The 13,306-nt window shown below is 24.6% G+C and carries 13 protein-coding genes, 1 pseudogene and 1 riboswitch; of the genes and pseudogenes, 11 read left to right on the top strand and 3 right to left on the bottom strand.

The window, feature by feature from the left end; all coding sequences use genetic code 11:
• Nucleotides 1-151 precede the first annotated feature (151 nt).
• From CLTHE_RS11905 to CLTHE_RS11930, 6 genes and pseudogenes are all read left to right on the top strand, one after another.
• Nucleotides 152-760 (top strand): hypothetical protein, encoded by a 609-nt coding sequence (locus CLTHE_RS11905; RefSeq protein ID WP_080023622.1) that lies wholly within the window; start codon nt 152-154, stop codon nt 758-760.
• A 225-nt stretch (nt 761-985) separates the two neighbouring features.
• Complete coding sequence (locus CLTHE_RS11910; RefSeq protein WP_080023625.1) at nt 986-1,492, top strand: hypothetical protein; 507 nt, start codon at nt 986-988, stop codon at nt 1,490-1,492.
• A gap of 93 nt (nt 1,493-1,585) precedes the next feature.
• Nucleotides 1,586-1,939 (top strand): hypothetical protein, encoded by a 354-nt coding sequence (locus CLTHE_RS11915; protein WP_080023627.1) that lies wholly within the window; start codon nt 1,586-1,588, stop codon nt 1,937-1,939.
• Nucleotides 1,940-2,180: 241 nt separating this feature from the next.
• On the top strand, nt 2,181-3,554 hold the full coding sequence (locus CLTHE_RS11920; protein ID WP_080023630.1) for an APC family permease: 1,374 nt from the start codon (nt 2,181-2,183) through the stop codon (nt 3,552-3,554).
• Between the two features lie 131 nt (nt 3,555-3,685).
• Nucleotides 3,686-4,426 carry a DeoR/GlpR family DNA-binding transcription regulator gene (locus CLTHE_RS11925; protein ID WP_158082727.1) on the top strand — a complete coding sequence of 247 codons (741 nt, stop codon included), beginning with the start codon at nt 3,686-3,688 and terminating at the stop codon, nt 4,424-4,426.
• A 132-nt stretch (nt 4,427-4,558) separates the two neighbouring features.
• A pseudogene (locus tag CLTHE_RS11930) lies at nt 4,559-5,437 on the top strand (Rpn family recombination-promoting nuclease/putative transposase).
• 38 nt (nt 5,438-5,475) lie between these two features.
• On the opposite strand, the gene CLTHE_RS11935 reads toward CLTHE_RS11930, so the two are convergent.
• The gene (locus CLTHE_RS11935; RefSeq protein WP_080023635.1) at nt 5,476-6,600 is read right to left on the bottom strand and encodes a DEAD/DEAH box helicase; all 1,125 of its coding nucleotides are present in this window, start codon (nt 6,598-6,600) and stop codon (nt 5,476-5,478) included.
• A 151-nt stretch (nt 6,601-6,751) separates the two neighbouring features.
• Between CLTHE_RS11935 and CLTHE_RS11940 the strand changes: the two genes are divergently transcribed.
• A complete protein-coding gene (locus CLTHE_RS11940; RefSeq protein ID WP_080023637.1) occupies nt 6,752-7,273 on the top strand; it encodes a hypothetical protein in 522 nt (173 codons plus the stop codon).
• A gap of 48 nt (nt 7,274-7,321) precedes the next feature.
• Here the strand turns inward: CLTHE_RS11940 and CLTHE_RS11945 are convergent, their stop codons facing one another.
• Together CLTHE_RS11945 and CLTHE_RS11950 are read right to left on the bottom strand one after the other, a co-directional pair.
• A complete protein-coding gene (locus CLTHE_RS11945) occupies nt 7,322-8,482 on the bottom strand; it encodes an iron-containing alcohol dehydrogenase (RefSeq protein ID WP_080023640.1) in 1,161 nt (386 codons plus the stop codon).
• A 111-nt stretch (nt 8,483-8,593) separates the two neighbouring features.
• On the bottom strand, nt 8,594-10,045 hold the full coding sequence (locus tag CLTHE_RS11950) for a cation:proton antiporter (protein WP_080023643.1): 1,452 nt from the start codon (nt 10,043-10,045) through the stop codon (nt 8,594-8,596).
• 153 nt (nt 10,046-10,198) lie between these two features.
• Nucleotides 10,199-10,303: riboswitch (TPP riboswitch) on the top strand.
• A 68-nt stretch (nt 10,304-10,371) separates the two neighbouring features.
• Here CLTHE_RS11950 and thiD point away from each other — a divergent pair.
• Genes thiD through thiE form a run of 4 tightly spaced genes read left to right on the top strand, consistent with a single transcriptional unit; the run spans nt 10,372 to nt 13,236 of the window.
• Nucleotides 10,372-11,166 (top strand): bifunctional hydroxymethylpyrimidine kinase/phosphomethylpyrimidine kinase, encoded by a 795-nt coding sequence (gene thiD, locus CLTHE_RS11955; protein ID WP_080023645.1) that lies wholly within the window; start codon nt 10,372-10,374, stop codon nt 11,164-11,166.
• Nucleotides 11,167-11,189: 23 nt separating this feature from the next.
• Nucleotides 11,190-11,972 carry a hydroxyethylthiazole kinase gene (gene thiM / locus CLTHE_RS11960; protein WP_080023648.1) on the top strand — a complete coding sequence of 261 codons (783 nt, stop codon included), beginning with the start codon at nt 11,190-11,192 and terminating at the stop codon, nt 11,970-11,972.
• A complete protein-coding gene (gene tenA / locus CLTHE_RS11965; RefSeq protein ID WP_080023650.1) occupies nt 11,962-12,609 on the top strand; it encodes a thiaminase II in 648 nt (215 codons plus the stop codon). Before thiM ends, tenA begins: the two co-directional genes overlap by 11 nt.
• Nucleotides 12,610-12,615: 6 nt before the next feature.
• Nucleotides 12,616-13,236: a thiamine phosphate synthase gene (gene thiE, locus CLTHE_RS11970; RefSeq protein WP_423237265.1), complete on the top strand. Its 621-nt coding sequence runs from the start codon at nt 12,616-12,618 to the stop codon at nt 13,234-13,236.
• Nucleotides 13,237-13,306: the final 70 nt, after the last annotated feature.

Below are 13,306 nucleotides of genomic sequence, written 5' to 3' on the forward strand. Positions count from 1 at the left end.
CCTATAATCTTTTACATTGACCTTAACTGACCTTTAGATTTTAATAATGATCTAAAAATAAACAATTAAATAAAAATTAGGCATAAAATAATTATATTAGATTATAAATTGTTATGGGGAATAAATAATAATTAAATTCAGGGGGAATTTTATGAAAAAATTAAGAGGTATATTATTAATAGGGGTATTAATGATAGGAACTTTATTATTTGCGTCTTGTGGAGGAACAACTTCTACACCAGAAGAAGTTGCATCTAAATATTTAGAGAATATTACAAAGAAAGATTTTAATGATGAAAATGTAAAAAAAGAAACTTTAGATCTAATCCATTCAAGTGTAAGTAATAAAGAAGATGCTATAGAAGCATCAAAGAATATAAGTGAAATGTTTGATAGTGTAAAAAAAGAATTTGAATCATATGGAGCAGGAGAAAAATTTGAAGAATTTAAAAAAGCTACAATAGATGGTATAAAAATAGAAAAGAAAAAAGAAACTATAGAAAATGATACTGCAGAAGTAGAATATTTAATTACTGTTCCAACAATTGATCAATTAGAATTCAAAAAGAAAATAGAGAATTTAGTTGCTGAAAAATTAAAAAATACTAAGTTAGAAGATTTAGATAAAAATGCATTAATGAATGAATCAGTAGATTTAATTATTTCTGAAATAAAAAAAGGTGAAAAATTAGAGAAAGAAGATATTACTATAGAATTAAAAAAAGATGGAAAGAATTGGGCTATAACATCTACTTATTAAAAAAACATCTAGAAATATTAAATATTTCTAGATGTTTTTTTATTTTTTTAAGTAAATTATAATTTTATAATTAAAAATATTTCAAAAAAAATGTATAAAACTCAATAAAAATTAAAAAATAATACAAAAAATTTTCATAATAATAATAATTTTAAAAGCGTTTGGTACCGATTACAGAATGATGTATAATTAAATTGATTTTAAAAAAGAAGGGGAAAGAATAATATGTGTAAAATTATTAGCGAAATAGAAGAAAGTGTAGCTAAAGATATAATAAAAAATGGAGGAAAGTTATCTAAAGATAAAAAAGACTTAATTTATACAGAATATACAGAATGTACAAATAGAATAATTCAATCTATGAGAATATTAGATAAAATAGCTGAAGATTTTAATATAAATGAAAATATAATAAATAATAAGTATTTAGATATTTTAAAGCAATATGAAAAAGATATAGAATTAAAAAAATTTTTAGGAAATATTATAGACAAGTCTGTATATATGGATTTGATTGAATTTGAAACTGGTTTTATAGCGATAGAAAGAAAAACAATAAAACTATTAAATGGAATAACAATATTAATAGAAATTGAAGGGGGACAAGCTAGAGCAATAGGATTCAGAGAAGGAAAACAATTAGATAAGATTTATGAACATTCTTTAATTTTAAATGAAGCTGAAAAAACACTCCTTATAAAAAAAGCAATAGAAGAATTTAAAGACCTTTAATATAAGCTTAAGTTTTTTTTAATTAAATAAAGTAAGAAATACGATATATTTAAGATAAACAAAGAAATAACTATTAAAGATGAGGGTGATTTAATGATAATATACACGATAATAGCATTAATATTAGGAATAGTTATAACATTAGCTTATCTTAATGATGACTTAGAAAGATTACAAGAAAATAACAAAATAAGTTTATTAGCATTGAAAAAGTTAAGTTTAATAAAGGGAATTGTATTTATAATCTCAGGAATAACTATTATATCATTTTGGGTGTCAATGATAACTGTTGATATAAAGCTAATATTAGTTTCATTAGTATTATTAGTAATTAGTATAGTATTATTTTTAATATTAAAAAATAAAGTTAAACTCTCTATATATGAGAATAAAAAAAGAAAAATAGTAAAAGGAAAATTAAATAAACCTAAAGTTAGAAATGTATAGATATCCACACGCTGGATATCTTTTTTTATAAAATTATTTTCAATATATTTAAATTTTTTGAAAATAGTATATTAATTTTATTGTGCATAATGAAATACTTTATTATAGTTATATATATGAATTTTCTTTTTTAAGGAAATTTTATTAAATTATAAAAAAAATTATATATATATAATTAAAATCTCATCAAAGGACATACTATATATATAAATTTAAAACAAAACTAAAGAAGGAGAATTAGATGAGTATTTTTAGAGTTCAAGATATAAAAAGCGTTTCAAGGCATATTAATTCAAATGAGAAAAATATGAGTGCTTTAGATTTAACTTTATTAAGTGTAGGTTCTGTTATAGGGACAGGAGTTATGGTTCTAACTGGAATAATAGCTGCTAAAGAGGCAGGTCCTGGGGTTATGCTCTCATTTTTAATTGGGGGAATAGTAGCATCTATAATAGTACTTTGTTATGGTGAACTTTGTTCAGCTGTTCCAAGTTCTGGAGGATCTTACACATTTGCATATGTTGCGTTAGGAGAGCTTTTTGCATATATAGTTGGGCTATCAATTTCGGTAGCATATGTTTTATCTACAGCTACAGTTGGAGCAGGATGGAGTGCTTACTTCGTAAGTTTTTTAAGTGAGTTAGGAATAAATTTTCCAAAAGCTCTATCTAATATTCCAGGCGATGGAGGAATAGTTAATCTTCCAGCAATAATAGCTATTTTATTAATAACATTTGTTATATCTATAGGAACAAGAGAAAGTAAAAAGGTAAACAATATAATAGTATTAATAAAAGTTGGTGTAATTGCAATATTTATTCTTATTGGAGTATTTCACATTACATCTTCAAATTGGATTCCATTTTTACCGTATAAAATTACTGGAGTTTTAAGTGGTGCAGCAGCAGTCTTTTATGCTTATTGTGGATTTGATTCCATAGCATCGGCTGCTCCATATGTAAAGAATCCAAAGAAGTCTTTAACAATAGGTTTATTAGCTTCACTAGGTATTTGTATATTAGTTTATATAGCTGTTTCAGCAGTTCTTACTGGATTAACTTCATATAAAAACTTAGATGTAGCAGATGCACTTTCATATGGATTAACTATTGTTGGAAAACCTAAAATAGCATTAATAGTTTCTTTAGGAAGTGTTATTGGTATTTTAGCAGTAATATTTGCTAATAATTTTACAACATCACAAATACTAGCCACTATGAGTAGAGATGGATTATTACCAAAAATATTTGGTAGAAATAATAAAAAAGATGTACCAATAGTTGCATTATGGATAATTGGAATTTTAGAAGCTATTTTCGCAGGATTTTTTAACATGAAGCTGTTAGCAAGTTTCTCTAGCATAGCCTTTTTACTTGTTTATGGAACAGTTTCTTTTTCAGTAATATTTTTTAGAAAGAGGTATCCAAATCTAAAACGTGAATTTAGTACACCATTGTTTCCTATAATACCTATATTAGGAACAGCTAGTTGTTTATTTTTAATGGCTAATTTACCTAAAATAACATGGATTATATTTGCTATAATATTAGTATTTATTTTAATTACATATTTTGTTTATGGAAAAAATAATTCTAAAATTAAAGAGTTACAATAATATAAAAGGAGGATTTTTATCCCTCCTTTTATTTTGTGAAAGAAAATAAAAAAAATTGACCGAAAATGATTGATTTTTCATTTATTAAAGTGCAAAATATAAATATATATTTATTATAAGAGGTGCTAGAATTGTTAACAGAAAAACGATATGAAGTTATATTAGATTTATTAGATGAAAATGAAGTAATAAAATCCAGTACGATAGCAGGAGCAACTAATAGTTCAGAATCAACTATAAGAAGAGATTTAATAGTTTTAGAAAAAAGAGGTCTTTTAAAGAGGATTCATGGAGGAGCAAAAAGTTTAAGCGATAAATTAAATAGCACTCTTTCTGATAAAAAAGTAGAAAAAAACATTCATGAAAAAAGGCTAATTGGTGAGTTAAGCGCAAATTTGATAGAAGAAAATGACTATATATTTATTGATGGTAGTGAAACAGCAAAATTTTTAATAAAAAATATTAATGGGAAAAATATTTTTGTTTTTACTAATAGTTTGAAAAGTGCAGAATTATTGGGGAAACTAAAAATAAAATCATATTTATTTGGAGGAAATATTACTTCAAATTTATGTACTTTCGGAGAAAATGTAATAAATGAAATAAATAAAATATCTTTTGATAAAGTATTTTTTGAAACAGATGGAATAGATATAAAATATGGTTTTACAACTAAATCTGTTGAGGACTCTAAAATAAAAGAGGCATTATATAAAAAAGCTAATGAAGTTTATATACTTGCAGATAATAGTAAATTTAATAAAATTGAGAAGGTAAAATTTCTAGATATTGATAAAGGTTTTATAATAACAGATGAAAAATCAGATATAAATGAATTTAATAAAGAAAAAATTATAGTAGTAAAGCAATAAAAAAATCCTATGGTAAAGCAAAAGCTTTAAATCCATAGGATTTTTTATAATTTTTATTGTTAAATTAGAAAAAAATATTTCAAAATTTTATCAAATATTATGTAATTAGGAAAAGTATGAAGGAGGGATTTTATGTATAAAAATTTTTTGTTAGATCCAAAGGTAGATTTCGTATTTAAAAATTTATTTTTTTATGAAGAAAAATCAGATATATTGATTTCTTTTGTAAATTCAATACTTGGTAGAAACGAAATTAGGGAATTAAAACTAGAAATTTATGAAAAAGAAAAGCACTTTTTAGATGATAAATTCTCTAGGATTGAACTTAAAGGAAAAAATAAGAAAAATTAAGATATAAACATAGAAATAAGATTAGATAATCAATTTAACATAATAAATAGAAGTATTTATTCTTGGTGTAAACTTTATGATTCTGATATTACAGAACGCAGAAATTGTTCTACATTAAAAAGAACAATAGGTATAAATATATTAAATAAAAAAGAAATAGAAAACGATAGATTTCATAATTCTTATAGATTAAAAGAAATCGAAACAAATGAAGAACTTACGGACATTCAAGAAATCCATTATATAGAAATTGAAAAAGTTGGAAATTCTAATGAAAATACTATTTTAAAAGCATGGATAGAGTTTTTAAAAGATCCTGAAAGTGAGTATATAAAAACAGTCGAAGAACAATATGTTGAAATAAAGAAAGCAAAAGAAATATTAATTAAATTAAGTAATAATAAGAAACAAAGAGAATTTTATGAGTTAAGAGAAAAAATGATACAAGATAAGTTAGTTGCACTTAATAATACTAAAAAATTATCTCATGAAAAAGGTCTTGAGGAAGGATTAGAATTAGGAAAAGAAAAAGGAAAAGAAGAAGGGAAAATGGAAGCCAAATTTGAAATAGCTAGAAATTTACTAGATGTTTTAGATGATTGGACAATCTCTATTAAGACAGGACTTTCAATAAATGAAATAAAAGAAATGAGAAAATAAAAAATAAACTTGTAGATTTAAAACTACAAGTTTATTTTTTATTTATAAGTTTTTATTATATCTACTTCACGAGTAGGAATTTTAAGAGATATAGAGTTTTCAATAGTCTTAAAGAGATTACGGTCTTTATCAGCTATAAAAATACAAGTATATCCTTTTTCTCCTTTTCTACCTGTTCTACCGATTCTATGAATATAACTTTCAGGAGTTTCAGGACAATCAAAATTATATACTGTATCAACACCTGTAACATCAATACCTCTTGAAGCTACATCTGTAGCAATTAGATATTGTATATCAGCTTTTCTAAATGATTTCATTATTCTTTCACGTTTGGCTTGAGGAATGTCACTATGAAGTTTAGCACAATTAAAGCCTCTTTTAGTCATATCCTCTTCTAATTCATCTACACGACGCTTAGTTCTACAAAATATTATAGCCATAAATGGATTATCTTCATTTAAAACAGTGCATAAAGCATCTCTTTTCCATCTATCAGTTGCAAAAATAACTTCTTGTTTTATATTGCTTAAAGTTACTTCTTCAGATTCAATAGAAACAACTATAGGGTCTTCCATGTAACGATAAGCTAATTTTTTTACTTTACTATCTATAGTAGCTGAAAAACAGATAGTTTGCTTTTTCTTAGGAAGTTCTTTCATTATTATATCAATTTCATTTTTAAATCCCATTAAAAGCATTTGATCTGCTTCATCTAAAACAATAGTTTTTAAAGATTTTAAGTTTATTGTATTTCGTTTTATATGATCTAAAAGTCTACCAGGAGTAGATATTACCAGATGAATATTATTTTTTAATTTCTTTAATTGGCTTGAAATATCCTTTCCACCGTAAAGAGATAAAATGTTAATATTTTTTCCTTCATATAATTTTTCAGCTTCTGAAGTGATTTGAATGGCAAGCTCTCTTGTTGGAGATATAATAAGTGCTTGAATATAGTTTTTATTTTCATCTATATTTTCAAAGATAGGTAATAGGAAAGATAATGTTTTTCCAGTACCAGTTTTTGCTTCACCAATTAGATCTTTAAAATCTTTAATATAAGGAATAGTCTTTTCTTGTATTTCTGTAGGTGTTTTTATGCCATTTTTATTTAAAACATCTATTAGAGTATTATTTATTCCAAGTTCTTTAAAATTCATCAATTCAACCTTTCTTAGCTAAAAGCTAAACAATTTTTATTCAGCTTACATAATACTATTATAATTATATAAAATCAAATTTATTTGAATTATAATAGTTAAGCCGATATAATTAGATAGATTATTATAGATTTAGGAGAAATTATAAAGAATGAATAATTGGAGCTTTGATATAAGTAAATTAGAAAAGTTTTTAGAAAGATATGAAAGTGATTTTAAAAAAATATTTTTTTCGTTAAAAAATGAAGATTTAATTAGTTTAATAGATTTATATGATATTAAAAGTCTAAAAATTAAAAATGATAATAAAGAAAATTATTTAAAAAGTATTTTATCTAATCAAAAAGGATTATTTCTTTTAATCGGAGGAGTAGCTGATGAAAATGTTAATTATTTTAGATTTTTAGATGGTATACAATATAGAATAAATAGTGGAGAGGTATATGAGTATTCAGCAGAAAACTTTCATAATTATTTATGTAATGAAGAAAAAGTTTCCTTCGGAAAAATAAATTTATTTATAGAAGTTCCTATAGGCTTAACTTTGGAAGTAAAAGAAAATAAAGTTATACTTAATATTGCAGTAATAGAAGAAAATTATATAAACAAGATAAATTATATAGGGGATTTAAAAGAAATAGTTGAAAAGTATTTAAAAGAAGTTTTATTATAATATATAAATTAAAAAAAGCGTATTTCAAAAATTGAAATACGCTATTTTTTAATAAGAAAGCTCTAAAATTTTTAGTGCAATATCAGGAGTTAAATCTCCAGTTTCAGAAAGCTTAGTTTTTCCATATTCAACTAAACCTTCAATAACAGATGGAATTGAATCTTTAGAAACATCATAATCTCTTAATTTTGTAGAAATTCCTAAACTATTAAAAAATTCTTCAGTTTTAACTATAGCTTTTTCAATTTTTTCGTCATCACTTCCATTAGTTATATCCCAAACTCTTTCAGCAAATTGAACAAGTTTATCTTTCTTTTTATCTTTTCTAACTCTCCATAAACTTGGTTGAACAATTGCTAAAGTTCTTGCATGATCTATTCCAAATTTAGCAGTAAGTTCATGACCTATTATATGACAGCTCCAATCACCAGGAACTCCAGCACCAATTAAACCGTTAAGTCCCATAGTAGCACACCATACAAGATTTGCTCTTAGTTCATAATTTTCTTTTTCAACTAAAGTCTTTTTACCTATTTCAATTAAAGTCTTAAGTATTCCTTCAGAAGTTCTGTCTTGGAATCTTCCTTCATTAGGATAAGTAATATATTGTTCACAAACATGAATGAAAGTATCAACAATTCCATTAGCAATTTGCTTTTCAGGTAAAGTAAATGTTAAAGTTGGATCTAAAAATGAGAATTTAGGAAAAGCTAAATCATTATGAAAACTAAGCTTAGAATCTTTATAACAAATAACTCCACCACGATTCATTTCTGATCCAGTTGCTGGTAAAGTACATACTGTTCCAAGAGGAATAGCTTTAGTAGTTTTTTTATTAGCTTCTGGCTCATTTATAAATAATTCAGCTGGATCTCCAGGATAAAATGCTCCAAGAGAAACGAATTTAGTTCCATCCATAACTGAGCCTCCACCTATTGCTAAAAGAAAATCAACTTTTTCTTCTTTTGCAATAGATATAGCTTTCATTAAAGTATCATATTGTGGATTAGCTTCTATTCCTGAAAATTCAATTACTTTACGAGGTTTTAATGCATTAAGTACTTTATCAAGTGTTCCAAAGCGCTTAACACTTCCACCTCCATAAAGAATCATTATTTTTGCAGATTTATCTATTAAATTATCAAGTTCATTTAAACGATCACGTCCAAAAATAATTTTAGTTGGATTGTAAAAGTCAAAATTAAGCATAAAAATACCTCCTTTATCTTTTGTTTCAATTAATTATATATTATAAAAATAATATATAAAATAGAATTTCGGTAATATAAAGTATTTTTAATAAAATTCATAATTATATTTCTATTCAGGTAAATCTAAATTACATATAGATAACATATTTATTGTTTCCTCAACAGCACTTCTTATACCAGCTAATATAATAAGATCATTTGCTTGTAAAACAGTATTTGCAGAAGGCATTATTTCTTCTTCATCTCTTGTTATTGAGAATATTCTACATCCTTCTGGAAGTCTACAATCTTTAAGAGGCTTTCCAAAATACCATTCACTTCCTAATATAAATTCTCTTATTATTATTTTATCTTCTTCTTTAACTTGTTTTACAGTATTTGAATCTTCAACAATAAATTTTTCAAATAAAATAGGAAAGATTATACAAGTTATAACTGTAGTTACAACGAAAGCAGAATAATCTGATATATTTATATAGTGTAAATTTAAAGCTATTTGAGCTCCTACAATTACTAAACTTAATTGTGCTGTTAAAATCATAGATGAAGCAAGAACATTCCTTATTCCATATTTTTTCTTTAAGAGAAGACATGGAATAAATTTAACTAAGAAAAATATAATGATGAATACAGGAATTTTTAAAATAGCACTTGGATTATCAATAATTGATTTTAAATCAATATTAACTCCAACCATTATAAAAAATATTGGAATTAAAAATCCATATCCTATAACATCTAATTGGTGAGATATTTCATCTTTTGCTTTTCCAACAAGAAGTGAAAATACCATTCCAGCTAAGAATGAACCTAAAATTATTTCAGAATCAACTTTTTGAGCTATAGCTACTAATATAAGTACAAGAACAAATGCTCCTCTAACACTAATATGAAGATTTTTAAAAGCCATTGCTGAAAAATCATTTGTTTTAAAAATAAATTTAGATATAAAATAAATTAATATAGCAGCTGCAAAAATTATTAAGAATGTAAAACTCTTAAAAGATAAACCATGTAGTGAAATTGAAGATATAAATGTAACGCCTATAAGACTTAACAGTTGAGTTATTATTCCAAATATAAGAAGTGACTGGCCAAAATTACTACTTATTATATTTTTTGATTTTAATATTGGAACAAGAAGTCCTGGTGCTGCTGCCGTGAATAATAAAGCAAAAAATAATGTTCCACTCTCAATCCCAACTAATTTTAATGAAAAAGAAAGACATATAGAAGTTATAAGGGATACTATTATCATCTTTATACTTAAAAATATTTTTGAATTTTTTAAACTTTCTCCTTCACCTCTTTTTAAGTCATCAAAATTTATAGCAAGCCCACTTAAGAACATAAGATATGCTAGGCCTAGATTAGATAAAAATAATATCCAAACATCTGGTTTTATAATATTTAAAAAACTTTTTCCTAAAATAATTCCTATAAAAATTTCACCTACTTGATAAGGAATTTTTATTCTTTTTAACTTTGAAACAAGAAACGGTGTAAAAAATGCTACAGTAGATAAAATTAATAAAGAATCATAATTTAAAGTTTCTTTCATAAAATTTAACCCCTTTCTCTTTAGTTATAGTCTGATTATGATCTATAAATAAAATATAATCAATTATATTTTATGGAAAGTAAATTATAATTGCAAATTCCTAATAATATTTGACAAAAATAAATATGAGTGTAATAATTATTTAAAAATAGAATATTTAGCTAGGGGTGCCAATCTATTGGCTGAGAGATATTTTTATATTAACCCTTTAAACCTGATATGGATAATGCCAGCGAAGGGAAGCTTAGTTTTGAAATTTGTAGAATAATATTTTAGGCTATATTCCTTTTTGGAATATAGCTTTTTTTATTAGGGGGGAAATTAAAATGGAAAAATATAAAGTTGAAACTTTAACTATTGCAGGATCAGATTGTTCAGGAGGCGCAGGAATTCAAGCAGATTTAAAAACTTTTAGTGCTATAGGAACTTATGGAATGAGTGTAATAACAGCCGTAACAGCTCAAAATACTAAAGGAGTTTTAAAAGTAGAAAATTTAAGTGTGGATATAATTAAATCTCAAATTGAATCAATAATTGAAGATATTCCACCAAAAGCAACTAAAATAGGAATGGTTTCAGAAGAAGAAATAATAAAAGAATTAGCATATTTACTAAAGAAATACAAACTACCTAATATTGTGTTAGATCCGGTAATGATATCTAAAAGTGGTTTTTCACTTCTTAATCCAAATGCTAAAAATGCATTAAAAAAATATTTAATTCCTTTAGCAGATATTGTTACGCCAAATATACCAGAAGCAGAAGAATTATCTGAAATAAAAATAGACAATATTGAAGATATGAAAAGGGCTGGAAAAATAATATTAGAGTTAGGGCCAAAATATGTATTAATAAAAGGGGGGCATTTAAATGGAGAAGCAATAGATTTATTATTAAATAAAGATAAAATTGAAATTTTTAAAAGTGAAAGGTTAAATAGAAAAAATACTCATGGGACTGGATGTACTTTATCATCAGCTATTACAGCTAATTTAGCTTTAGAAAAATCTATGTATGAAGCAGTGAAGGAAAGTAAAAATTATATTACAGAAGCTATTAAATATAGTTATCAAATAGGACATGGAATAGGACCCGTTAATCATTTTTATAAATTTATATAGATGGAATTTAGGGAGGGGAAATTATGAAAATAAAAAAATTAAGAGAAAAAAATCCATTAATATTACATTATACAAATGAAGTTACAATAAATGATTGTGCAAATATTACGTTAGGGATAGGTGCTAGTCCTATAATGAGTTATTCTTTAGAAGAGGTAGAAGAAATAGTTCCATTAGCTAATGCTGTGGTAATAAATATTGGAACTATGGCATCAGAAAAATTAAATTTATTTTTAAAAGCAGGAAAAATAGCAAATAAATTAAATAAACCAATAATTTTAGATCCTGTAGGTTGTTTTGCCACAAAAACGAGATTAGAGTTTACTAAAAAATTATTGAAAGAAGTTAAGTTTTCAGTTATAAAAGGAAATTTAGCTGAAATAAAATCAATAGGAGGATTAATATCGGAAGGAAAAGGAGTAGATTCTAATGATGAAAATATGGATGAAAATTTTTTGATGAATTTATCAAAAAATTTAAATTCAGTATTAGTAGCTACAGGAAAAGAAGATGTAATTACAAATGGTAGTAAAGTTATAAAAATACCTAATGGAGATAAAATGTTAAAAGGAGTAACTGGAACTGGATGTATGACAGCGTCTTTAATAGGAAGCTTTTTAGGAATTGGTGAGTCCAATTTAGATTCTGCTTTGTATGGAACATTAGCTATGAGTATTTGTGGAGAGCTAGCAGCTAAAAATTCTAATGGATTTGGATCTTTTAAAATTAATATCTTAGATAATATATCTAATTTAAATGATAAAATTTTAAGTGATGTTAGAAAGGATTATGTATATGAAATTTAGAGATAAGCTATTTAAAGAAGTAGAGGAGATTTGGAATAAATATTTAGAACATCCTTTTATAAAAGGAATGAAAACAGGAGAATTAGATAAGGAGAAGTTTAAAGAATATTTAATACAAGATTATCTTTATTTAAAAGAATATTCAAAAGTTTTTTGTTTGGGAATTACTAAATCTAATAGTATGAATGAAATGAGATTTTTATATAATTCTATTTCTGGAATTATGGAAGAAGAAGCATCACATATAAAATATATGGAAAAGTTTGGACTTAATCCAAAAGAGGTAGAAAAAATTAATCCTCATAAAAATAATGAAAATTATACTAATTATATGTTAGCAGTAGGAATAAAAGAAGGGGTAAGAGAAATAGCTATAGCAACTTTAGCATGCACATGGAGCTATAATTTTATAGCTAAATATTTAAAGGATGTTTCTAAAAAAGAAAATAATTTTTATAGTGAATGGATAGAAATGTATAGTGGTAAATCATATACAGATTGTACTGAAGAATGGTTAGATTATATCGATTGCATTTGTAAGGATATAAGTAGTGAAGAAGAGAAAAGATTAATAACTATATTTAAAAAATGTAGTGAATATGAATTAGATTTTTGGAATATAGCATTAGAAAATTAATGAGGTATTAAAATGGATAGATTAAAATTTTACTTAGTTACAGATAGTGATATTTTAAGAGAAAGAGATTTTTATAAATCTGTTGAGGAAGCTTTATCTGGAGGCGTAACATGTGTTCAATTAAGAGAAAAAAATCTTTTAGGTAAAGAATTTTTAATTAAAGCTAAAAAGATAAGAGAGCTTACAAGAAAATATAATGCTTTATTTATTGTAAATGATAGAATTGATATTGCTATGTTATCAGATGCTGATGGAGTTCATGTTGGACAAGCTGATTTAGATATTTTAGATGTGAGAAAATTAATTGGCAGTGAAAAAATAGTTGGAGTGTCTGCTAGTAATATAGAGGAAGCAATTTTAGCTGAAAAAAATGGAGCAGATTATATTGGAGTTGGTTCAATATTTCCAACTAATACAAAGAAAGATGCTAAAAATGTTTACTTAAATGGATTGAAAGAAATTAAAAAAAATATAAATATACCTATTGTAGCTATAGGAGGAATAAAAGAAGATAATATAAAACTTATAAAGGATATTGGGGTTAATGGATATGCAATAGTATCAGATATATTATCTGCAAAAAATATAAAAGAAAAATGTGAAAATATAAATTTAATAATAAAATAATATATTCTTTTATAAAAAAATATATTAAAAGAGCAATAATAAAATTTTTATTTGTTATTGCTCTTAATTT

It is taken from the genome of Clostridium thermobutyricum DSM 4928 (assembly GCF_002050515.1).
Classification (GTDB): Bacteria; Bacillota; Clostridia; order Clostridiales; family Clostridiaceae; genus Clostridium; species Clostridium thermobutyricum.